This window comes from Paenibacillus alba, assembly GCF_013204855.1.
Taxonomy (GTDB): Bacteria; Bacillota; Bacilli; order Paenibacillales; family NBRC-103111; genus Paenibacillus_E; species Paenibacillus_E alba.
Genome location: NZ_JABMKZ010000002.1, coordinates 220,620 through 243,512 on the forward strand (window position 1 = coordinate 220,620; position 22,893 = coordinate 243,512).

20 protein-coding genes are annotated in these 22,893 nt (G+C 48.6%); 2 read left to right on the top strand and 18 right to left on the bottom strand.

Going from position 1 to position 22,893, the window contains the following annotated elements:
• Positions 1-12: 12 nt before the first annotated feature.
• The gene (locus HQN90_RS01080; RefSeq protein ID WP_173215659.1) at positions 13-1,014 is read right to left on the bottom strand and encodes a lipoate--protein ligase; all 1,002 of its coding nucleotides are present in this window, start codon (positions 1,012-1,014) and stop codon (positions 13-15) included.
• 16 nt (positions 1,015-1,030) lie between these two features.
• Positions 1,031-1,510: a GNAT family N-acetyltransferase gene (locus HQN90_RS01085; protein WP_173215660.1), complete on the bottom strand. Its 480-nt coding sequence runs from the start codon at positions 1,508-1,510 to the stop codon at positions 1,031-1,033.
• 153 nt (positions 1,511-1,663) lie between these two features.
• On the opposite strand from HQN90_RS01085, the gene HQN90_RS01090 reads away from it, so the two are divergent.
• Both HQN90_RS01090 and HQN90_RS01095 read left to right on the top strand, forming a co-directional pair.
• On the top strand, positions 1,664-2,446 hold the full coding sequence (locus tag HQN90_RS01090; RefSeq protein WP_173215662.1) for a GNAT family N-acetyltransferase: 783 nt from the start codon (positions 1,664-1,666) through the stop codon (positions 2,444-2,446).
• A 55-nt stretch (positions 2,447-2,501) separates the two neighbouring features.
• On the top strand, positions 2,502-3,371 hold the full coding sequence (locus HQN90_RS01095) for an SDR family oxidoreductase (protein ID WP_173215664.1): 870 nt from the start codon (positions 2,502-2,504) through the stop codon (positions 3,369-3,371).
• A gap of 78 nt (positions 3,372-3,449) precedes the next feature.
• Here HQN90_RS01095 and HQN90_RS01100 read toward each other — a convergent pair whose 3' ends face one another.
• From HQN90_RS01100 to HQN90_RS01175, 16 genes are all read right to left on the bottom strand, one after another.
• On the bottom strand, positions 3,450-4,145 hold the full coding sequence (locus HQN90_RS01100; RefSeq protein WP_173215666.1) for a YdcF family protein: 696 nt from the start codon (positions 4,143-4,145) through the stop codon (positions 3,450-3,452).
• Positions 4,146-4,150: 5 nt separating this feature from the next.
• Positions 4,151-4,810, bottom strand: a complete 660-nt coding sequence (locus HQN90_RS01105) for an alpha/beta hydrolase (protein WP_173215668.1) — start codon at positions 4,808-4,810, stop codon at positions 4,151-4,153.
• A gap of 47 nt (positions 4,811-4,857) precedes the next feature.
• Positions 4,858-5,574: a peptidylprolyl isomerase gene (locus tag HQN90_RS01110; RefSeq protein WP_173215670.1), complete on the bottom strand. Its 717-nt coding sequence runs from the start codon at positions 5,572-5,574 to the stop codon at positions 4,858-4,860.
• 63 nt (positions 5,575-5,637) lie between these two features.
• On the bottom strand, positions 5,638-8,238 hold the full coding sequence (locus HQN90_RS01115) for a PBP1A family penicillin-binding protein (RefSeq protein ID WP_173215672.1): 2,601 nt from the start codon (positions 8,236-8,238) through the stop codon (positions 5,638-5,640).
• Between the two features lie 144 nt (positions 8,239-8,382).
• Positions 8,383-8,622 (bottom strand): RNA chaperone Hfq, encoded by a 240-nt coding sequence (gene hfq, locus HQN90_RS01120; RefSeq protein WP_056620871.1) that lies wholly within the window; start codon positions 8,620-8,622, stop codon positions 8,383-8,385.
• 66 nt (positions 8,623-8,688) lie between these two features.
• Complete coding sequence (gene miaA, locus HQN90_RS01125; protein ID WP_173215674.1) at positions 8,689-9,657, bottom strand: tRNA (adenosine(37)-N6)-dimethylallyltransferase MiaA; 969 nt, start codon at positions 9,655-9,657, stop codon at positions 8,689-8,691.
• Complete coding sequence (locus HQN90_RS01130; protein WP_173215676.1) at positions 9,651-10,427, bottom strand: class I SAM-dependent methyltransferase; 777 nt, start codon at positions 10,425-10,427, stop codon at positions 9,651-9,653. Before HQN90_RS01130 ends, miaA begins: the two co-directional genes overlap by 7 nt.
• A 4-nt stretch (positions 10,428-10,431) precedes the next feature.
• Positions 10,432-12,462 (bottom strand): DNA mismatch repair endonuclease MutL, encoded by a 2,031-nt coding sequence (gene mutL / locus HQN90_RS01135; protein ID WP_173215678.1) that lies wholly within the window; start codon positions 12,460-12,462, stop codon positions 10,432-10,434.
• Positions 12,463-12,467: 5 nt separating this feature from the next.
• Positions 12,468-13,904: a S41 family peptidase gene (locus HQN90_RS01140; protein ID WP_173215680.1), complete on the bottom strand. Its 1,437-nt coding sequence runs from the start codon at positions 13,902-13,904 to the stop codon at positions 12,468-12,470.
• 39 nt (positions 13,905-13,943) lie between these two features.
• The gene (gene mutS, locus HQN90_RS01145; RefSeq protein WP_173215682.1) at positions 13,944-16,568 is read right to left on the bottom strand and encodes a DNA mismatch repair protein MutS; all 2,625 of its coding nucleotides are present in this window, start codon (positions 16,566-16,568) and stop codon (positions 13,944-13,946) included.
• A 281-nt stretch (positions 16,569-16,849) separates the two neighbouring features.
• The gene (locus HQN90_RS01150; protein WP_173215684.1) at positions 16,850-18,319 is read right to left on the bottom strand and encodes a putative amidoligase domain-containing protein; all 1,470 of its coding nucleotides are present in this window, start codon (positions 18,317-18,319) and stop codon (positions 16,850-16,852) included.
• 140 nt (positions 18,320-18,459) lie between these two features.
• A complete protein-coding gene (gene cotE / locus HQN90_RS01155; protein WP_079420901.1) occupies positions 18,460-19,026 on the bottom strand; it encodes an outer spore coat protein CotE in 567 nt (188 codons plus the stop codon).
• Positions 19,027-19,141: 115 nt separating this feature from the next.
• Positions 19,142-20,101, bottom strand: a complete 960-nt coding sequence (locus HQN90_RS01160; protein WP_173215686.1) for an aromatic acid exporter family protein — start codon at positions 20,099-20,101, stop codon at positions 19,142-19,144.
• A gap of 70 nt (positions 20,102-20,171) precedes the next feature.
• A complete protein-coding gene (locus HQN90_RS01165) occupies positions 20,172-21,014 on the bottom strand; it encodes an ABC transporter permease (RefSeq protein WP_173215688.1) in 843 nt (280 codons plus the stop codon).
• A complete protein-coding gene (locus HQN90_RS01170) occupies positions 21,011-21,781 on the bottom strand; it encodes an ABC transporter ATP-binding protein (protein ID WP_173215689.1) in 771 nt (256 codons plus the stop codon). Before HQN90_RS01170 ends, HQN90_RS01165 begins: the two co-directional genes overlap by 4 nt.
• A 49-nt stretch (positions 21,782-21,830) precedes the next feature.
• Positions 21,831-22,844 (bottom strand): ABC transporter substrate-binding protein, encoded by a 1,014-nt coding sequence (locus HQN90_RS01175; protein WP_173215691.1) that lies wholly within the window; start codon positions 22,842-22,844, stop codon positions 21,831-21,833.
• Positions 22,845-22,893 lie beyond the last annotated feature (49 nt).

A 22,893-nucleotide genomic window follows, 5' to 3' on the forward strand; every position in this document is an offset into this window, starting at 1 on the left:
CGCTGCTACAATTTAAGATAACATGACTAGTGCTATAAAAGAGTCCAGATCGAGCGCTCCAAAATAACGGCGCATGTCCACTTGCGCTAATCGCTCTCTGAGCGCTGATTCCTCATAGCGCGAACCTCTTAAGATGTCTTCCAGCTCAGTCACATCGCCTGCACCGAAGAAATCACCGTAGATTTTCACTTGGAGGATACGCCCTTCCTCAATATCTAACCGCACATCCACAGAGCCAACGCCTTCGAAGCGTTTGGAGTTTTGAACCGTGCTTTTGGGCGATTTCCCATAATTCCAGTCCCAGTTCTGATAACGTTCTTGGGATAGCTCATGAATACCGGACCAGTCTTCCTTCGTCAATGTATATGTTGGAATCTGATCGGTTTCGACGCCAAAAATAAAGGAAAGCAGCTTTAATCGGAACTCTTCCATCGTAATGGGTTCATTTAACAGCTCCACAATGTTAGCTACCCTGCTGCGAATCGATTTAATTCCTTTGGACTGGATTTTATCCGGGTTTACTTTCAGCGCGGATACGACATTTTCTATTTCGGAGTCAAAAAGCAGTGTGCCATGACTGAACATTCTGCCTTTCGTTGAAAACTGGGCATTGCCAGAAATTTTACGCTCACCGACTTGAATATCATTTCTTCCCGTCAAAGCCGCTTCAACCCCAAGACTGCTAAGCGCAGCCACGACCGGCTCGGTGAACTTTTGAAAATTGTGAAAGGAGTTGCCGTCATCTTTGGTTATGAAACTGAAGTTCAAATTTCCCAAATCATGATACACCGCCCCGCCGCCGGATAGTCTGCGAACAACATGCAGGTTGCGGGATTTCACATACTCCGAATTAATTTCTTCCAGTGTATTTTGGTTTTTACCAATAATGATGGATGGCTCATTGATATAAAACAGAAGATAACTTTCCTCTGGGGGCAATTGTCTCAGTGCATATTCTTCAATCGCCAAATTAATGCGCGGATCTGTAATTCCTTCATTGTCTATAAATAGCATTGGCGTTCTCCTTCTTTCAATCTTGCAAATGAATGGTCATCGTTCGATTCAAGGTCAGCATGCCTAGCGATTGATAAAAGGCGATGGCGCGTTCATTGAACTCCCAAACATTAAGCTCAAGCGATGAAGCTTGCCGTTCCTGAGCCCAGTCGGCAGCCGCTTGATAGAGCTTCGTACCGATACCCTGCCGCTGATAATCGGGTGAAACAGCCAATTCGTTGATATAGGCATAGGTGCGAGGAACTAAAGCTTCGTAAGTCGGGCTTTTTTTCATTTCAAGCATGGCTGCGCCAACTACCACTCCGCTTGTTTCCGCTACCAGAATCGCTTTGCTCATCTGATCGGAGAAGCTCCGATACCAGCCCATTGCTACAACACGGTCAAGTCTGGCAAACCGATCAGGCAATGCCTCTGCATGCTCCTCTTGCCCGGTACGAATCAATGCGTTTACTGCTTCATAATCCTCCAAGCGCGCTGAGCGTATCTTGAGTTCCAAGCAATCTGCCTCCTATTAATCTGCAGCTGAATTCAATCCTCTGTCTCATAGCTTACCTTATAAAACGTTTATTTTCCACTTTACCTTATTGTATTTTTATGCATAAATATGTATATTTATTAGTGATGATATTTAGATTGGAGTTGTTCCCCAATGAACAAGGAAACCGATTTGTGCTCGACAATCGAACCCATAGCTTCGAATACTTGGCCTGCTGAAGCCTCGCATCATCTTGAGCATTGGCTTGTTCGCGCCTCTCAAGGCGTTACTAAACGCGCAAATAGTGTGCTTGCGATTGGTGAGTACCCCAAAGATCCCCAATGGTTAGCGAAAATCGAGCAGTTTTATTTATCGCAGCAGTTGCCCGCTATCTTTCATGTGAGCGGCGCTTCTCCAGCAGGGCTGGATGAAAGGCTGGAAGCAGAAGGTTATTCGCTTGATACGCCATGTTTATTACTGAGTGCATCCAGTCATGAGGTTGCAGAACGAGTCTATAACAAACAGGTTCAGCAAACTCATTGCACGATCACGACCGTTTGGACAGATAAGCCTGATGCCGATTGGCTGGCCGCTTTTCTCGAACTGGAACAGTTCCCTGAAGAACGCAGAGCTTTCTACGCAGGTCTTTTTGATAGAATGCCAGAAGCCAAAGGGTTCGTCAAGCTTCTGCAAGATGGCCAAATCCTTGCATTAGGAACCGCTCTCGTCGAAGGGGAATGGGCGGGCTTCGTTAACGTTGTCGTCCATGAGAACCACCGCGGCAAAGGAATCGGTTACCTGCTGATGCATGCCTTAACGAAATGGAGTATGGAGCAAGGAGCTCAGCGGCAATACTTGCAAGTCGTTGCCGGCAATCAGCCTGCGGTTAACCTATATGAAAAGCTTGGCTATCACGCTGTCTCTGGCTATCATTACCGAATCAAGTATGATTTGTAGGCCATTGCTGCATCCTAACTAAGAATTTGGATAGGATGAAAGGAGCAATTTCCTCATGGCTACAGCAACCGAACAGAAACCTGCTTTCCCACCCCAGCATCAGAATCAGCAGCCAGGTATCGAAGATCAGATGAATCCTCGGCCTGTGTTTGAACCAGCTCAATATAAGGCGGCAGGCAAGCTGCAAAATAAAGTTGCTTTGATTACCGGAGGTGACAGCGGCATAGGCCGTGCCGTTGCTATTGCTTATGCCAAAGAAGGCGCAGATGTCGTGTTCGTCTATCTCAACGAGCATGCTGATGCCGAAGAAACCCATCGTCATATAGAAAAGGCTGGACGGCAATGCCTACATGTCGCAGGCGATATTGGCGATGAGAACGTCTGTACAAATTTGATCGAACAAACTATTCAGAAGTTCGGCAAGCTCGATATCCTGATTAATAATGCCGCTGAGCAGCACCCGCAGCCAAGCATAGCCAATATTACATCAGAGCAGCTCGAGCGAACGTTTCGCACCAACATTTTCTCCTTCTTCTATATGACGAAAGCGGCATTGCCCCATCTGAAGCCAGGAAGCGCGATTATTAATACAGCTTCCATTACAGCTTATCAGGGGCACGAGAGCTTGCTCGATTACTCAGCTACCAAAGGCGCCATCGTCACCTTCACACGCTCATTATCTCTTCAATTGAATGCTCAGGGGATTCGCGTGAATGCCGTGGCACCTGGGCCGATTTGGACGCCTCTCATCCCTTCTACCTTTGCGGCAGATGAAGTGGCAACTTTCGGATCAACCACTCCCATGAAACGTGCTGGTCAGCCCGGCGAATTAGCAGCAAGTTATGTTTTCCTTGCCAGCGAAGATTCCTCTTACATGGCCGGGCAAGTACTGCATGTGAATGGCGGAACAATCGTAAACGGTTGAACTAGGACTAGGATGCACGTCAAAAAAAAGCATGACGGACAAGTGGAATTCTCCACCTATCTGCCATGCTTTATTCCTTTATATGCCAGCCTTTAGCAGCAGTTTCGTCCATATCCATTTCGTATAGGCCATCGTTTCCCGTGCCTCATGATAGGGCATGAACAGCACTTCCGACTTCGTGGAGGAGACAAGCGGCTGCTTCAAACCAACCGTTTCCGCGATATCCAGGGACCGCGAGCCATGGTAGCTATGGGTCATAATAATCGAACTGACCAAACCCTTCTGATCCATAATTTGCTTGCTGTAGAGCAAATTCTCATAAGTGCTAGTTGCCCGCGGCTCGATCAGAATGCTCTTGGCCGGCAGCCCTTTTTGCACTAAATAATCGCGCATCCCTTCGGCTTCCGTCAATTTGGAACCATTATGGTCCAAGCCGCCGCTGACAATCAGTTGTTTGAATTTCCCCTGCTTGTACAGCTGAATGGCCAAATCCAGCCGTTCCTGCAGCCCTGGGCTCGGAATGTCCTGCCGCAGGGAAGCGCCCAGCACAATGCCAACATCTACTTGTTCTGGCAGAGGCTGGTCGGGAGCTACTTGCACTTTCCACTGTACATAAACGATCCACGCAACCGCCAAGAGAAATCCAATCACACAAAGCCGAAACAAGGTCGTTAAACTGCGACGCAGCTTCGATTTTGGGGCATTCCCCTTGCTTTTCTTAGGTTTGGCTGTCATTGTTTTTTGTTTTTTGCTCATATGGGTTCTCACAGTCATCCAAGCTACTCCTTGTCCAAAAATACGCTCACTTGACGAAACAGGTTAGGTGCATCGTCACTATGGCAAATAAGATGATCGGATCTCGGGTGCCAGTGGATTTCGCGTTGACCTCTCAATTTACTGTAAATATAGCGCGCACTTTGTGGATGTATAACCTGATCCCTTTCAGACTGCGCAATCAATGTGGGGATATGTACTTGGCTTAGCTCCGGCTTCAGATGCCGGACCAACCGGGTGAATTGCCAAGCGGCTCTGAGCGGCGTTGACCTCGCTTTGACCAGACTGACTTTGCGCTGGTACTTCCACTCATCGCGTATCACTTCAAGCATTCTGCCTGGACTGACGTAAATCACGGCCGTGTTGAGTAGAATAAGCCTGCGAATTGGATATCTGACCGCTAAGTATGCAGCAAGCAGTCCCCCCATGGAGAAACCGACCATATCAAAAGAACCGTACTTCGTTGTCATTCCCTGTGCATGCTCTTCGGCTGCCCGCACCCAGTCTTCCCAATGAGACGACTTCAGATGATGGTACGAATCCCCATTCCATGGCAGTCTGGGCACCTCACAAAGCTGACCGCGGTCTCGCAAATGCCGAGCTAACGGTTCCACCTCATAAGGCCCCCCCGTAAAACCGTGGAACAATAAACATGGCTGCTTCACTCGGCATCCTCTCCTACCCTTTGTTTAAGCATTCATGCTAAATACTGTTATTTCTCTTTGATGGTGATCGCGTCGATCGTTACCTTTTCCTTGGGCTTGCTCGGAGTCGACTCTCCACCCATTTCTACAGGAGTCTCGGCGATTTTGGCAATCGTCGCCATGCCTTCAGCCGTTACTTTGCCGAAAATGGTGTAGTCAGGCTTTTTGTTGAGTACGGAGCAATCATCTCCTGAGCAAATGAAGAACTGGCTGCCGTTCGTGTTAGGCCCTGAATTGGCCATAGCAACAATACCCGCTTCATATTTATGTGTTGTTTTCAGTTCATCGGCAAATTTGTACCCTGGGCCTCCTCGGCCTGTTCCTTGCGGGTCTCCCGTTTGAATCATGAAGGTTTTGATAATCCGATGAAACGTAACGTTGTTGTAAAACCCTTCTTTGGATAAGAAGACAAAGTTATTTACCGTTTTGGGAGCTTCATTGGCAAACAGATCAATCGTAAAGGAGCCTTTAGACGTTTTCACTTCAGCTTGATAAGTTTTCTTGACGTCAATCACCATATCCGGTGCTTTCGTCCATTGCTTGGCTGCCGCAGGTGAAGCTGTGGCACTTGTTGCTGGAGTAGCGGTTGCTGCCGCCGTTGCTCCGCTCTTCGGCGTTGCTGTCCCTCCTGTTGTTTCAGACGGCTTGTTGCCGCAAGCAGCGGCTAACAAGGTCAATCCGATTAGTACAACCGGCAATAATTTCTTTGATTTGACTGCGTTCATTGTCATTTCCTCCAAATATGAATTAGTGGGATTCGTCAGATTAAATCTTCTTCATTTTAATGCTTATGGATTGATTGGAGCAATGACTTGACCTGCATCCTTCGGTTTGTCTGAAGTTCCATCCACTGGCTTGTTTGCCGGAGGAGCGCTTGGACTTGGCGAAGGACTTGGACTTGGATTGGGATTACTACCAGGACTCGTGCTCGGGCTTGGACTTGGGCTAGAACCAGGCTTATCCGTATTGGTCGGCGAAGTCGTTGGTTTAGTTCCTGGTGACGGTGATGGCCCCAAAGGATCCTTCCCATTGCCAGGCGAAGGTGATGGTGACATCGTTGGAGTTGGCGATGGACTTACACCACCCGGCAATGTATCATCCTTCGGCACTTCTACGCCTGCCACATTCGACTTGGCCCCTTGGACATTCGTATCTAAATTAATAGGCACAACATAATATTGGTACGATTCTCCACTGTTTACAGAGGTATCATTCACGCTAGGCGTGGCTGATTGTATCAGCATTCTAGCATCTGCTTCTGCTGCTCCTTTACGATAAAGCTGATAAGCAATTTTGTCTCCCAGAGATGACCATGCTATTTTCACTGACTTTTTATCAGGCTCATAGATGGCCGTCAAATCGCTGATACCGCTTGGCGGTTCCGTCAAATCAGGCACACTTTCCGGCTTCATGAAGTTTGTAACGGGCCGGCCTTCCAACGCTTTGGTCATGACTTCCTTGAAAATCATCGACGGACTGCCGCTTCCAATCGTCACGTAATGCTTGGCATCGACTTTATCGAAGCCTTCCCACACCGCTGCTGTCCATTCCGGCGTATAGCCAACGAACCAAACATCACGATCATATTGCTCAATTCCCTTAATGTCGAGTCCCGTTGTACCTGTTTTTCCCGCTACAGGACGGTTCATTTTCGCTTTGGTTCCTGTACCGCCCGGTTCAACTACCCCTTGCAGCAGGAGCGTCATATAATAAGCTGTTTTCGGTTGAATCACCTGCTTACTCTCAGGCTTATAAACGGCAACTTCCTTGTCTTTGGCATCTGTAATGCGCAGAATCGCATGAGTCTTATTTTGAACACCTTGATTCGCAAAAGCTGTATAAGCCGATGCCATTTGCAATGGCGATACGCCATCGGTTAAGCCACCTAAAGCGATCGACAAGTTGCGATCTTTTGTTGCGTTTAATGGAATACCCAGCTTTTTGGCAAACTCCATTGCGGCTGGGACTTTAATCTGGTCTAGCAGCCAGACCGGAGCCAAGTTATAAGATTTTTTGACCGCCTCAAACATCGATATTTGTCCATGTGTCGTACGGTCATAATTTCGAGGTGAATAGGTTCCGTTGCCGAATGATGTTTGCGTATCATCCATAATGGAATAAGGCGTGTACTTTCCACTTTCTAGTGCCGGTCCATAGGCGGCTATCGGTTTGAAAGATGAACCTGGCTGCCTTTTGGAATACACGCGACTGAACCCTCTGGATTTATAATCCCGACCGCCTATCATCGCCATTAAAGCACCGGTTTTGTTGTCCATAATGACCATCGCGCTTTGAATTTTCTCACCATCTGAAGCATCCTTTTGGAAAAGGGCAGGGCTCGCATAGGTTTTCTCCATCGCTTGTTGAGCTTTCACATTCATTGACGTGTAGATGTGGTACCCTTTTGTCAGCAATTCATCTTCGTCAATGCCATACATATCCTCCGCTTCATTCATCACATAGTCCACATAAGATGCATATTCCTGTGAACCTTGGGTTGCTGCCGGCGGAGCTACATAATCAACGGCAGCCGCTTCCGCACGCTCGGCTTCTGTGATATAGCCTTGATCGGTCATCAATCTAAGAACAACAGCCCGGCGCTCTTTGGAAAGATCAGGGTTTTTGAGCGGCGAATATTTCGAAGGCGCCTTCGGCAATGCCGCAAGTGTCGCCATTTCCCAAATTTTCAGATCGTTCAGATTGGATTTCCCGAAGTATACCTTGGCAGCGGCTTTGATCCCATAAGCATTGCTCCCAAAAAAGATACGATTCAAATATCTTTCAAGAATTTCATCCTTCGTATACTTCTCATCTAGCGCAAACGCAATGGACATCTCCGTTCCTTTGCGGAACGCTGTTTTCTCCGAGCTTAGAAACACATTTTTGGCCAGCTGCTGTGTAATCGTACTTCCGCCTTCCACAGCGCTCATATGAATAATATCTTTGGCCAAAGCGCGTCCAATCGCCCAGAAATCGACACCTGCATGCTGTTCAAAGCGGCGGTCTTCTGTTGCAATGAACGCTTGCTTCAATCGCTCCGGAACATCTTTAATATTGACACTCTCACGGTTTTCGCCTTTGTAGATCTTGGCAATCTCCGTCGCTGGCTTGTCTTTGCCATCTTTATCTTTGCCTTCTTCTTGCGCATAAATAAGCGTTGATTCATTCGTAGTCTCAATTTTATCAATATTGTTTTCCAGGATTTTGAAGCCGCTCATAATAACGACGATATAAATGGCTAATGCACATATAAGAGCTAAAATCGCTGCGATAATCGTACCTGTAATCAGCTTGCGGAAACTAAATCCCTTTTTCTTAGAACCTTTACCGTTTCCTTTCGGCTTCGATTTCGTATTCGTTGCCGTTTGCTTGTTCGTAGGTTTCTCCAAATCCACCGACTCCCCCGTTGTTCATATCTTTATCTAATAACCAACAAAAGAACAACCTTAAACAAGGTTGCTCCCACAAGTTTCTATTCGGTTAGACGATTCAGTCCATTAAAAAGTTGCAAAACGAACGAAACGAACAATGGATTATTCCGTAGCTTCAGCTGCCGCCATGAGCGAAACTGCACGCTGCGGTGTGAAGGTAGAGATCGCATGCTTGTACACCATTTGCTGACGGCCTTCACTATCAATAATGATGGTGAAATTGTCAAAAGCGCGAATTAATCCTCTGATTTGAAACCCATTGGTTAAATAGACGGTAACGGGAATGCTTTCTTTGCGCAGTTGATTAAGAAAATTGTCCTGGATATTAATGGATCTGTTCATCAATAGGTCCCCCTTAATGGAATGAAACTTTCGCCTGAAGGCGCTATTTTCTAATGGTGATATTTGTTAATTATATTCAATTTTATGTACAAACTTTCCTGCTAGTATATCATTAATAATTTGGAAATGGGCAGAAAAATTTGCTGAATCCGTTACATCCACCCAATGAATGTCCTTCATATGCCGAAACCAAGATAATTGGCGCTTGGCATATCGGCGTGTGTCACGCTTCAACAGGGTGACTGCCGCTTCGAGACTCATGTCCCCGTCCAGATAACTTACGATCTCTTTGTAGCCCAGAGCTTGCATGGAAATCGCTTGTTTGGGACAGCCGGCCGCAAGCAAAGACTCCACCTCTTCGAGAAGACCCTCCTGCATCATGGCATCAATCCGCTCTTCGATACGCTTATAAAGAAGCGCGCGGTCCATCGTTAAACCAATGATACATAGTTCGTAGGGCGACTCTTTTTTCTGGGAAGCCAAATGGGTTGACATCGTTTCACCGGAAACATGGTAAATCTCAAGCGCACGTATAACTCTTCTGCGATCATTGGCGTGCAGTCGATCCGCACTACCAGGATCAATCTCACGCAGCCTCTGATGAAGCGCCTCATCCCCACTCGAGAGGGCGAATGCTTCCTGTTCTTGGCGGAATGCTTCATCCATACTGACATCCGTAAACTGATAATTGTAACAGACGGATTCGATATAAAGGCCCGTTCCTCCTACGATAAAAGGAAGCTTGCCACGCGAGTGGATGTCCATAATCAAATCCTTCACGCGCTCTTGAAATTCAGCGGCCGAGAAGGGATAAGAAGGATCGTGAATATCAATCAAATGATGCGGGACAAGCTTCTGCTCAGCTTCGCTCGCTTTGGCTGTTCCAATATCCATGCCACGATAGACCTGCATGGAATCACCGGAAATAATTTCGCAGCCAAACTGCTGGGCGATTTCTAAGCTCAGCTTGGTTTTGCCAACTGCCGTGGGACCAAGAAGCACGAGTAATTTCGGCTTGGCTGATGGGGCTAACACAGTCGAATCACTCCATACGTTGTTTTGGTCGTTGATCTTAAGACATGCTCGAATCCGAGCCGATCAAACTCTTTACTATCTCTGTTCTCTTTGAGCACGATGCTCTTGCGGGAGACACGTCTGGCTTCTGAGATGGAAGCTAAGCTAACTGCTTCATCGTTCGCGCTGCGCCGAAGATGAGAAATCGCTTGAGATTCCTCAATCGGACTGCGGAACATCGGGTCAAAATAAACGATATCCACACTTTGGTCAGCAAGCTGCTGCAAATAAGCGAGATGATTCATTTGTTTGACTTCGATACGTCTCATCGCTTCGTTAAGCTCCGCAATTTCTGATTCATACACGGCTAAGCCTTCATGAATCAGCATCGCCGGGATTTCTTCGCTTTCTAGAGCAGTCACTTTTCCCTGCTTGCCAACCGCATAGGAAAAGACGATCGCATCCGAAGCTAATCCGGCTGTACAGTCCACAATAACTTGACCAACTTCTGCACCTGACGCCTCAATTAAGAGGTCGGATTCCCCCCGCTGCATCCGTTTCACACGAACGAGCGCCATACTCGGGTGGAAAAAGTACGCAGGATGGTCATCTTCATAGTACCTGATCTCATCTCTCGTCACAAGCAGAAGGGACTTTTCTTTATAATTTTTCCTAAGATGTTCCAAAGAATACTTTTTGCGCTGGACAAGTTGACCGCCATAATCGGCCGCTAGTCGTCCTGCTTTGTGCAGCAGTTCCATAGACGGATTGTATGAAGTTGTAACTAACACGGGTTTACATCACTCGCTTAAACATTTTTTCCAACTCATAAGTCGTAAAGCTAACAACAATCGGTCGACCATGCGGACACGTATACGGATTACGGCAGCTTGCAAGACGGTCAATCAACGTTTCCATCTCCAGAACGCTGAGTCCTTGATTGGCTTTGATCGACGCTTTGCATGAACACATAATGGCTGCTTTTTCTCTTAGCTTGGCGATATCTACGGCCTTTTTCTCGCTCAGCACCCACTCGCACATTTCTTCAACGATCCCTTTTTCCTCACCGGAAGGGAACCAATGCGGATGAGCGCGAACGAGGAACGTATTCCCCCCGAAGGCTTCCATAAACACGCCCGCCTGTTCAAACAGAGACAGCTTGTCCGCAATCAAACCAGCTTCGGACGGTGTAAACTCCAATGTAATCGGAACGAGCAATTCTTGGCTTGCCTCAGCAGGATTGCCAAAACGCTCGTAATAATATTCATAGTTAATTCGTTCATGCGCGGCATGCTGGTCAATCAAGAAAAGTCCTTCTTCATTCTGCGCGACCAAATACGTGCCATGCATTTGTCCAATGGGATCCAATCTTGGAAATGCCGGCAGTTTTGGCGTCTCGCTGTCCGTCGTGGACGGCAGCAAGTCCATGAAGGCTTCGTTCGTGCGGCGCTGCTGCTGGATCGAAGCGCTTCTTGGATTACCGATTGGAGGTGTATATGCGTTATTGGATGTTGATTGGGCACGAACCGGACTGGAAGCCGCTGGAGTGAATGTGCTTTTTGTGGACTCCACCGTTGGTGTCCACGCTGGGACTTCACTTGTTTTCCCTGAATCTGAGCGATACGGAGTCAAGATTTCTTTGATTTGAGGCGAAGCTTCTGCAAAGTTTTGAGCTTTGGACTCCCGCTGTTGACCAGCGCTATGAATCGACATCTCTGTTGGTGTGAAGGATTGCTGCTTAGGCGCAGGCTCCGGCTCTAATGTTCTTGCCAGATCCAGCTGTTCCTGCACGTAAGCGCCTTTCGGCGCTGCCGGCTTGACGCCTTGCGGGATCAGCACTTGCCTGCCGAACAATCGCTTCACTTCCGCTTCGATCAGTGCGGTCAACTCCGCTTCTTTGCTGAAGCGGACCTCAAGCTTGGATGGATGCACGTTCACATCCACCAGGGAAGGGTCCATCCCGATCTGCAGCACCGCGACGGGAAAGCGGTTGATCGGCAGCAGGGTATGATACCCCTGCAGCAGCGCTTGGTTCAGCGCGAAATTGCGCACGTATCGACCATTCACGATGGTCGATATGCCGCCTCGGTTCGCGCGGGTCATCTCGGGCTTCGCCACGAAACCCGAGATGGTGTAATCCAAGCTTTCCACTTGGATTGGAAGCATTTGCTTGCCGATGGCCGTGCCATAGATGCCGGCAATCACCTGCAGCAAATCACCGTTGCCAAGCGTTTGGAGCAGCACGTTGCCGTTATGCTTCAACGAGAAAGCGATGCCGGGATGCGCTAGGGCCAATCTGTACAAATAATCAGAGATGTGCCCAAGCTCCGTCTGAATCGTCTTCATATACTTCAAGCGAGCCGGCGTATTGTAAAACAAATCTCTTACCGTTACTTCCGTTCCACGCGAAGCAGCGGTTTCCTCGACACTGCGAATCGTGCCGCCTTCGATGAGAACTTTGCGCCCTAAGCCATCGGTAGTTGAGCTTGTGACGCATTCCAGCTTGGATACGGAAGCAATACTCGGCAAAGCCTCGCCTCGAAAACCTAATGTCCGAATCGAAAATAAATCCTTGCTCGTTGCGATCTTGCTCGTCGCATGACGCTGAAACGCCAGCTCGCAATCCTCCAGCGCCATCCCAGACCCATTGTCGGATACGCGGATTAACTGAAGCCCGCCCTCTTCGATGGTCACGTCAATGCGTGTACTCTCAGCATCAACCGAATTCTCAACAAGCTCCTTCACGACAGAGGAAGGGCGTTCCACCACTTCCCCGGCTGCTATCTGGTTCGCTATATGTTCGCTTAAGAGTTGAATTTTACCCATATTTCCTAGTTCCCCTTTACTGCGCGAATGGAAACATTCTCTCCTTGGTCATTCACTTTCAGCTGTGGAAAATAATCATCAAACAGATCAACATTGACATAGCTTGCGCCATTTTCAATGATCAACTTATCATCTTCAACTGGAATGGCATGCGTTCCTTTACTGTCAGCGACATCAACGGTACGATTGGCTTCATTCCAAGTAATCGTAGCTCCGACAAGTGCAGCAAGCCCCCGGGTTGACGCATATAATTTCCCGTTTTCATGAAAGCTGCCGAAGCCAGTTGCCGTTTCAACACCATTAAAGGTTACAGAATGCTTAGAAATCTGCACGTTAATATCCGCAATGCCGGATTGATGTAAAGCTGTGATTAACTGTGCCGCAGCTCCATCCACTTTAATATCTGGTGTGATGCCAACTTTGTTCACTTTACGCTTGTTCGGCGTCAAGTACTCTTCAATCGTTACTTTCAGCGCACTGTTATTATCCAGTTGATAAAGCTGTTGCACGCTGCCTTTGCCGTAAGTTTGCATGCCGATTACTTTCGCTACGTTATAATCCTGCAAAGCGCCTGATAGCACTTCCGATGCGCTTGCGCTATTTTCATTAGCCAAAACATAAACAGGAATGTTCAATTCCGAACCTCCTGTTATTAGAACAGGATCATCTTCGCCATTGCGATCACGCGTATGAATCAAGACGCCTTCTTTGACAAAATGTTTGGCAATGTTCTGTGCCGTGTCAACAAGGCCGCCTGGATTATTGCGCACATCGAGAATCAAAGTTTTCAAGCCTTTCGCTTGAAGCGCCGCTAATTGCGTGTCGAAATCTTCATCAGCGTCACTTGAGAAATCGGTAATTTGGATATAGCCAACACCATTAGAGAAGCTTTGGCTGTACACCTCGGGGACATTCACGCCTTTGCGAGTAAGTTCTACCGTAAGCTCTTTGCCAGCTCGCTCCACCGTAACTTTGACTTTGGAGCCTTCCACACCGACAATCTTGTTGCGCACTTCATCAATCGAAGTTTTGGAAGCGGTGACGCCATCGATAGCTCGAACATAATCATCACGCTTTAAGCCGGCAATTTCTGCTGGAGACCCTGCGAAAATTTCTGACAAGTAGACTCCGCTCTCATCAATACCGATGCGCGCACCCATACCGACATAATTATTTTCCAGAGAACTGTTGAACTGACTGTATTCTTCCTTGCTAAAAAATACCGTATATGGATCTTTTAATCCGGCAATCATTTGCTTGATGCTTTGATTCGCAAGCGCTTCTTCCGTCACACCGCTCACATGCATTTTACCGATGATTTCTCGAACTTGCTGCGTTTGCAAATCTTCCTGTGCGATTGCACTTACGGGCAGCACCGTCATCAAAGCCGACGCAAGCGCTAAGGAAACCTTCATTGTTTTCAATCTTGGCTGTTTGTTCATATGCGTCTCTCCTTGAATTGTAGGATGAAATAAATAAGATTATTGCAGCTTTTGCTTCCATTCGTATACTAAATTGAGCGCCTGCAGCGGCGTCATATTAATTAAATCAATCCCCTTCAGCTGGTCGATCACGAGCTGAGATTTGCCGTCCGGCTTCTTCTTGACGGCTGCGCTTGAGGGGCTGTCCTCCTCGAAGAGGGACAACTGCTGGATCGGGGCTGCCTTCGCCTGCGGAGCAGCCGTTGTTGCGGCGGTCTGAGCTGCGCCAGCCGCCCGCTCTTCAAAGCCATTCAGCAGCTCGTATGAGCGCTGAATGATCGTATCCGGGAGCCCGGCGATTTCGGCACAATAGATGCCGTAACTCGTACTGGCTGCCCCGGGAATGAGCTTGCGCAGGAAGGTGACCTGCCTGCCGCTCTCTTTCACAGCCATGCAGTGGTTGCGCAGATGCAGGAGGCTTTCCTCCAGATGGGCAAGCTCGTGGAAATGCGTTGACACAAGCGTCTTGCAGCCGATGCGGTCATGCAGGAATTCAATCACAGCCTGCGCGATGGCCATGCCTTCACCTGTTGAGGTGCCGCGGCCAAGCTCATCAATGATGACCAAGCTTCTGCTCGTTGCCTTCTCGGTCATGACTTGGATGTCCATCATCTCAACCATGAAGGTACTTTGCCCACCGATTAAGTCATCGGCAGCACCGATCCTCGTGAAGATCCGGTCCGTGACCGGAATACGCGCGGATCGGGCAGGCACAAAGCAACCGATCTGCGCGAGCAGGCAGATGACGGCCACTTGCCGCATATAGGTACTTTTGCCGGCCATATTCGGACCGGTAATGAGCAGGATGCGGCCCTGCTCTTGCTCCAGACGGGTATCGTTCGCGATGAACGAGCCGTCTTGGATGACCGCCTCCACAACGGGATGGCGGCCTTCTTCGATCAACAGATCGAAGCCTTCGCCGATCTCCGGCTTGCGGAAGTGCTGCGCCGCGCTGACCGCAGCCAGCGATTGATACACATCGGCGGTCGCAATCACTTCCGCCAGCTTCTGCAATCTGGAGATATGCTGCGAGATCCGGTCGCGAAGCTCCGTGAAAAGCTCATACTCCAGATCAACCATTTTATCCTGCGCTTCCAGAATGAGCGCTTCTTTCTCTTTGAGCTCCGGCGTCACATAACGCTCGGCATTGGCCAGCGTTTGTTTGCGCTCGTAACGGCCTTCCTGCAAGGCAGACATATTCGCCTTCGTCACTTCAATAAAGTAACCAAACACTTTGTTGTAACCGATTTTCAGCGACTTGATGCCTGTCGCCTCCCGCTCCTGACGCTCAAGCTCAGCGATCCACTGCTTGCCGTTCTTGCTTGCTTCCCTGAGTTGATCCAGATAAGGCTGGTAGCCTTCCCGAATCATGCCGCCATCGCGGATGGACACCGGAGGCTCATCTTCAATGGCGCTGGCAATCCATGACATCACATCATCGCAGTTGTCCATATTGTCGACCAGCTTGCGCAGTGTTTCAGAACCGGAAGCTGCACATACCTCTTGCAGCAGCGGAACCTGCTGCAAGGAATGCTTCAAAGCGATCATATCGCGGGCATTCGCATTCCCGTAGGAGATACGCGCCACCAATCGCTCCAAATCATAAACTTCCTTCAATGCCTGCTTCACATCTTCACGGACGATAAGCTGATTATAGAGAAGATTAACAGCCTCCAAACGCTCTTCGATGCGCGAAACGCTCATCAGCGGCTTCTCAATCCAGCGGCGCAGCATGCGCGCTCCCATCGCCGTGACGGTTTTGTCCAGCAGCCAAAGCAGTGAACCTTTTTTGGCGCGTTCGCGGACCGTTTCGACCAGTTCAAGATTTCTCCGGGTGAAAGGATCCATCGTCATGAATTGATCCGGCTCATACACACGAATATGCTTGACATGCGTCAGCGCGCGTTTCTGCGTTTCTTTCAAATAAGCCAGCAAGGAAGCTACACCTTGCCGATTCAAGCCGGATAGCGAAGCTAGAGCAGAATCTTCGGCGAAATGCTCATCCAGCAGCTTCTCATCGACCTCTGTCCACTCTGTTAATACCGTACTGCGCCCCCAGGCAATGCCTGTTTCGCGTATGGTAGCGAGAATTCCTTGACTCGTAATGATTTCTGACGGGTTGTACACATTAAGTTCATCAACAACGAGCTCCCAAGAGCTGTTGAGCAGGGTCGTATACAGCTCGCCCGTTGAAATATCACAGGCTGTAAAAGCATAACTATTCGCCTCGTTCACAATGGAAACGATGTAATTGTTGCTCGATTCCCCTAACAATTTGCTGTCCATAACCGTTCCAGGCGTGACAATCCGTACGATTTCACGGCGAACGACACCCTTGGCTTCAGCAGGATCTTCCACCTGCTCGCAAATCGCTACTTTATAGCCCTTCTCAATGAGCCGCGACATATAATTTTCTGCCGCGTGATGAGGGACTCCGCACATCGGAATCTTCTCGTCAGCGCCGCCTTCTCGGCCAGTTAACGTAATCTCCAGCTCGCGTGAAGCATTAATCGCATCGTCAAAAAACATTTCATAAAAATCTCCCAGACGAAAAAACAAAAAAGCATCCGGGACTTGCGCCTTCACGGCCAAGTATTGCTGAATCATCGGCGTATATTGGGCCACCTTGCGTTCCTCCAACCAATCACAGTATTCATCATAAAACTATGAAACTAGCAATTAAAATTTTCATATGTGTGCAAAAAAGACATATCTAAGCTGCCCCTAAAGAGAGCTTTGGACGTGTAAGTACGTGTTCCCTATCGCGTAAGAGCTGATTTGACCTCCTGAGAAAATCCTGGTGAAAAGCGACAAGAGCCTCTAGAAATTGTTCTTCAACCAGCCTCTAGAGACTCGCCATCTAACCGCTGAACGGTTATTTCCCAAGAGATCATTGTAGTAAGTTATTATAACATGATTTGTTCTTCAAAAGCTTCTTTCCTATGATACGGAGCAATTTTCCAAGCCTTGCGAATATCCGCTCTTTCATCCCATGGTTCCATGGACATTACTCTTGCTTGGAGCCGATTCAGATCCGCTGCGTAGACCTCATACCCATTCAAATGTTCAAGATCCTGCCAAAGCTTCGCTACAGTGGGTTGAAGCCGCTGTTTATCTCCGCAATAGTAAGCTGCTTGCACATCCGGCTCCTGCAAGGGTTGCCGCGTGAGCAGCCAATAATTGTCCGCAATCAGCGAAGCAAGAGCAAAGATGCCGCGCGTGATCACCGGCGACTGCATCCAGCTCGGCAGTGTGCGGTACTCGAAGCCTCCGTGCGACTTCTTCCGAAAGTCGCCGAGAAAACCGTACCGAGGGCGGCGCTCGCGCGTCGTGTCGCCCTCGATCAAGATCAAGGGCAGCGCGAGGTAATTATCGAGCGCGCGCAGCAAATGCCCATTCAGCCAGCAGCGGCTGAAATGAATATGTCCGCCGAGGGGGTAGCCTCCCACCGGCATGCCGCCCGAGAGCCAAGCGAGGCTCTCGTCTGCAATCTTCCGCGTGGCGAGCTGCATCGTAGCCTGCAGATTCCTCGCCAGCTCCCGCGGGTCCGTGCTCGGCTGCGGGCGCAGCTCCGCCAGCGGAAGAATCAAGCGCTGCCCGCTGAGCACGATCGCATCGCAGCCCACCTCGCCCTCCCGCGTCAGGAAGCGGTCAGCGAAGACGACCTTGCCCTGCGGGCTCAGCAGCAGAAACTCGGGGTCGCTGCCAAGCATCACGCGCTCCTTACGGCGCAGCTCCTTCGCCAAGCCCATCTCGTAGCGGTCGATCGCTTGGGCATATAGCGAAGCGAGCCTCCCGTTCAGCTTCGGAACAGGATCGACATCCAATACCAACGTGTGACCGCTGCGCAGCACACCGATGGTGACTAACCCATAATCCAAACCCAATGCATAGATCGCTTTGACAGCTTCGCGGCTTGCTCTGCGAACATGAAAGCTTGCCCGCTCAGGAGCCACTTCTATGTAGGCCGAATGAACACTCGACTGTCTCTGATCAACGAGTGTTTTCTCCGATAACAACAAGGTTTCTTTTTTCTCATATACGACTAATGTCTGCAAATGAAAGATAGCTACTTTATATTTATACGTAAAGGTTGGTCGTTCCTCCTTGCCGGCGCCAAGTGCACCATAGGAAGCAATCGTCTTAATCCCATGCATTTGCAGCAATTCATCGCGCTTCGAACGTTTCTGAGCTCTCACAATCGCTTTAATTGGCTGTAAAGCTTGCCTATTCGGCAGCTCATCGTGCGCTGCTCCCCAGTGAATGATGATCCTGCCGCGCCAATTCTCAGGGAGCTTTGTTCCGCTGGGGACACGTATAAGTCCCGCCAGCTCCAGTGCTTCTTTTTCCTGTGCGTGCAGCAAAAAAGTTTCCATGGCCTTGGCTCCCCATTCCTCACATGCCCTATCCGTCCACTCGACGGTACATATGCCCAATTATTGACAAAAAACAAAAAAGAGGGCAAATGCCCTCTGCCGAACCTCTATCGCCCGCATACACTGGCGTATAAAGATTCTTAATCCAAATCGTCTTCGAGCAAGTCGGCATCGAGATCCTCGAAATCTCCATCGCCATGATCATCGAAATCCACATGCTTGTCGTCGAAGTCATTGCAGCCGTTGGTGCAAACGACTACACAGACTTTCGTTTCGGCAATCAGCTCGACTTGGAACTCGCGTTCTACCCGAATGATGACGCTGTCGCCGCTTGAAGAGATACTAGCTTCCACACAGTTGGGCTCTTGCGTTGCGACAGCAGACACTTCGGCAGTAGTCGGCTTATGTTTTTTGTCCAGATAGCTTAGTCCAACAATTTCTACATACGAAATGGTTTCTTTTGCTACGTCTGTTTTGGTGTTACGATCGTAAGAATACCAGATGTTGATATCATAAGTACCAACTACTTCTACGCCATCTCCGGATTGGATCGCCTCGAATTGGTTATTAATAATCCAAGCGCCCAATATACTGGTCGGAGAAAAGGGCGGAGTCACGGTATGACTTACATGCGAAAATTTGCGACCTTTACCGCAGACAGCTTTTGTAATGATCTCTCTGCATTGCAAATCTTTATCTAATGACATCCTTTCAACCTCCTCCATACAATCATTCATTACAAGTGTATGCAGGACAGTAGTCTAGAGTGACAAATATTTTTATATTATTTTTGAGCAAGAAACATACTGATAGCTGTCAGAGTCAACCTGCCTCGGGACGCTGTTTTTTCTGCTTTTTGGCAATGGATAAATAGTGCATAAGTTCTCTGTTCAGCTGAAAAATAGCCGCCCGCACTTCGAATTCAGCGCGGCTTTCCGGCAGCGGCATCATTTTATAACGATCATCAAGCCCTTTCAAGTCTTTCTCCGATTCACCCGTATAGTAATCTTCCTTCACAGAATGACTAATATCTTCAAGGATACCAGCAACAAGCTCTCCTTGCGGCAATGTCTGGTACACCTGGGCGACAAGATCAATCATGCGATGGATGGATTCCAGCTGTTCGCCACGCATGAAAAAGTAGACCCGCCAATAAGGATCTCCTCCGAATATAAGCCGATTTTCCATTGAGCGTTTAGCTAGAGCAGCCCCTTGTTCAATTTCTTCGCTAACCTCCAATAGCTCTTTGCCATCCCAGATAACCGTGTTATCCCGAAGATGCTTGGCCATGTTGACGAAAATATCGGAAAACAACGTCTCGATACGCTGCTTATGCCGAACAATCTTTTTATCGGCCTTCGGCATATAAGCGATATTAATCAGTGTCGCCGTGCCCAGTCCGACAAGCAGCAGACTCATTTCATTCAATACTGATCTCCACCCTGCGTCTTCGTAAGCAAAAAGATGCAGCATGACAACAGCTCCGGTCACAGCACCTTCTGTAATTCGCAAACGATGCAGCAAGGGAAAGACAATAAGTAGAAAGACGCCAACTACCCAAACATGGAACCCAACTACTTGAAACAGCAAACAACCGATCAATAGTGCTAGCAAGGAGGCTGCAATCCGATGAAGGGCGCTTTGAATTCCTTTTTTCTTCGTCACTTCTATCCCGAGAATGGCTAGAAGCCCTGCTGCCGCAGGCGTTTTTACCCCAAAAATATGCGCAAGATACATGGCAATTACTACCGCAAGGGCGGTTTTCAGCACACGAAAGCCCATAGCGTCTTCACCTCTTTACTGGTTTTACCTATGGGCTCATTATTTCATTTTCGACAAGATGTGGCAAGCTTCACCGATGTTTTGTCAATCTTTTTTCCAAATAAGAAACCAGTTGATACATGATCGTAGCTACAATGGCGATGACGAACAGCGTAGAGATGACCAAGGTGAAATTAAACACTTGAAAGCCATATATAATCAAGTAGCCGAGCCCCATCTGAGAAACGAGAAACTCGCCCACAATGACACCGACCCACGCTAACCCTACATTGACCTTCAAAGTGGAAACGATAGCCGGAAAGGACGCCGGCAGAATAGCCTTCAGGAATATTTTTCGCTGATTCCCCCCGAATAACGTAACGACTTTGACATAGTTCTGATCTACCTCTTTGAAGCTCCCATATACGACGAGCGTCGTAATGATGACCGTAATCGATAGCGTTGTGGCAATAATCGAAAGTAATCCCGGCCCCAGCCCTACAATAAACAGCGGACCCAACGCTACCTTCGGCATGCTGTTCAGGACGACGATATAGGGATCAAGCACTCTGGATAGAAACGGCGACCACCAAATGATGACGGCTAGGGCCGTTCCAAACAATGTCCCTAAAGCAAAACCGATAATCGTCTCTACGACGGTGACCCCGACATGTGGAAGCAGGCTTCCGTCAAGCAGTTTATCCCAGAGCAGCCGAAACACTTTGGTCGGATAACTAAATAGCAGCACATCAATCCATTTCAAGCGAGCAGCGGCTTCCCAAATGGCGAAGAAGAGCAGGAGAATCGCAAGCTGGACAAGTCGGACATTTTTCGTTTCCTTTTTTTTGGCGTTCACATACTTCTGATGAATTTGTTTCGTGAGCACTTCATCTGCGGCTGCGATGATTTTCGTATTAAGCTGCTTATCCTTCATGCTTCTTGCCCTCCAAATTCCTGCCAAATCAAGCGAAATAGGGCATGGAAGCCAGGCAGTTCCCGCGCCGCGAAAGGGACTGTCGTCCGAATATCTTCCGGAATCTCGAAGGTTTGACGGATGCGCCCTGGATTCGGATCCAGCACAATAATACGGTCACTCATTGCAATAGCCTCTGTAATATCATGCGTGACAAGGAGCGCTGTCTTCTTTTTGGCATGCAGCGTCTCTACAACCAAATCTTCCAACTGCAGTTTGGTTTGGTAATCCAATGCAGAGAATGGTTCATCCAGCAGCAGGAGTTCGGGCTCCGTGGCCAGCGTGCGAACTAGCGCTACGCGTTGGCGCATGCCTCCGGAAAGCTGAGTCGGGTAATAATCTTTGAAACCCAGCAAACCCATCTCTTCCAATAGATGCAGTACTTTCTGCTTGGCTTCCTTCGTTAATGCCCCAGTGATTTCCAAGCCCATACAAGCATTATCTTCAATCGTGCGCCAAGGAAAGAGATAATCCTGCTGCAGCATGTATCCGACTCTCGTGGATGGTTCCGTAACTTTCTTCCCTGCTATCGTCACCGTGCCAACAGTCGGCTGAATGAGCCCGGCAATAATGGACAAGAGAGTTGTCTTCCCACAGCCGCTAGGACCGATCAGACTGACGAATTCACCACGTTCAATAGTCAAATTAATCTGCTGAACAGCAAGCGTTGCCCGCTCCTCGGTTACATAGACCTGTGTTACGTCCTGTACAGTCACAGCTGAATCCATGTTCATACTCCTCTCTTGTTCGCATCCATGACGACTTGTTGCAAACTGATTATGGTTTTACAGTCGTTTTTGCTTTCTCAGCGAATGTGTTGTTTACGAGCGTTTTCCAAGCTACTTTTTCCTTCAGCTCGCCCGCGGACGTCATCACATCCAGCAAATTGTTCCATTCCTGCTCATCCACAATGCCATCCGTAGCGAATGAACCTTGATCTTTATACCTTTGAACAACACTCTTCACAATTCCAGCATCGATATCTTTGAAAAAGGGCAGAACCGCCGTTGTAATTTCATCTACGCTTTTGGCTGCAACCCATAACTGCGCACGCTGAATGGCATTCGTGAACTTCTGAGTTGTTTCGGCATTCGCCTTCAAGAAGCTTTGCTTCGTCATGAACACCGTGTAGGGCAGATGCCCGCTCTCTACGCCAAAGGAAGCGACGACGAATCCTTTGCCTTCTTTCTCAACGATGGAAGCTTGTGGTTCGAAGAGCTGTACATACTCCCCTGTCCCTGAAGAATAGGCAGAGGCAATATTGGCGAAATCAATATTTTGAATCAGCTCCAGATCTTTCTTCGGATCAATGGCATGCTTCTTAAGTGTGAATTCTCCGGCCATTTGCGGCATGCCGCCTTTTCTTTGACCAAGAAATACAGAGCCCTTCAAAGCATTCCAGTCAAAAGCGTCGACTTTCTTGCGGGCTACGAGAAATGTGCCATCCGTTTGCGTCAGTTGCGCAAAATTAATGACTGGATCATCCGACCCTTGCTGCGAGACATAGATGGAAGTCTCCGAGCCAACCAACGCGACATCAATCGCGCCTGAAAGCAAGGCAGTCATCGTTTTATCGCCGCCTGGCGTTGTGGTTAGCTCCACATCCAGACCCTCTTCCTTGAAAAACCCTTGCGACAACGCCACATACTGCGGTGCATAAAATAATGAACGTGTTACTTCGCCAATCCGCACCTTTGTTGTTTCTGTGCTTTTCGTGCCGCACGCGGAAACGACAATACTTAGCAGTAGGACGGCAGATAATGCGATTCCCCATCTTTTCCGATTGTTCATAGACGTCCCTCCGATTAAAGTTGTACTGTATCCTATGCAGAAGCCCAGA

Excerpts from the sequence above, each read along its gene's own strand:
- HQN90_RS01100 (WP_173215666.1), bottom strand. The coding sequence starts at position 4,145 with ATGACTGTGAGAACCCATATGAGCAAAAAACAAAAAACAATGACAGCC.
- mutL (WP_173215678.1), bottom strand. The coding sequence starts at position 12,462 with ATGGGTAAAATTCAACTCTTAAGCGAACATATAGCGAACCAGATAGCA.
- hfq (WP_056620871.1), bottom strand. The coding sequence starts at position 8,622 with ATGAACAGATCCATTAATATCCAGGACAATTTTCTTAATCAACTGCGC.
- HQN90_RS01150 (WP_173215684.1), bottom strand. The coding sequence starts at position 18,319 with ATGGAAACTTTTTTGCTGCACGCACAGGAAAAAGAAGCACTGGAGCTG.
- HQN90_RS01090 (WP_173215662.1), top strand. The coding sequence starts at position 1,664 with ATGAACAAGGAAACCGATTTGTGCTCGACAATCGAACCCATAGCTTCG.
- HQN90_RS01095 (WP_173215664.1), top strand. The coding sequence starts at position 2,502 with ATGGCTACAGCAACCGAACAGAAACCTGCTTTCCCACCCCAGCATCAG.
- HQN90_RS01165 (WP_173215688.1), bottom strand. The coding sequence starts at position 21,014 with ATGAAGGATAAGCAGCTTAATACGAAAATCATCGCAGCCGCAGATGAA.
- HQN90_RS01175 (WP_173215691.1), bottom strand. The coding sequence starts at position 22,844 with ATGAACAATCGGAAAAGATGGGGAATCGCATTATCTGCCGTCCTACTG.
- HQN90_RS01080 (WP_173215659.1), bottom strand. The coding sequence starts at position 1,014 with ATGCTATTTATAGACAATGAAGGAATTACAGATCCGCGCATTAATTTG.
- HQN90_RS01140 (WP_173215680.1), bottom strand. The coding sequence starts at position 13,904 with ATGAACAAACAGCCAAGATTGAAAACAATGAAGGTTTCCTTAGCGCTT.
- HQN90_RS01170 (WP_173215689.1), bottom strand. The coding sequence starts at position 21,781 with ATGGATTCAGCTGTGACTGTACAGGACGTAACACAGGTCTATGTAACC.
- HQN90_RS01160 (WP_173215686.1), bottom strand. The coding sequence starts at position 20,101 with ATGGGCTTTCGTGTGCTGAAAACCGCCCTTGCGGTAGTAATTGCCATG.
- HQN90_RS01110 (WP_173215670.1), bottom strand. The coding sequence starts at position 5,574 with ATGAACGCAGTCAAATCAAAGAAATTATTGCCGGTTGTACTAATCGGA.
- cotE (WP_079420901.1), bottom strand. The coding sequence starts at position 19,026 with ATGTCATTAGATAAAGATTTGCAATGCAGAGAGATCATTACAAAAGCT.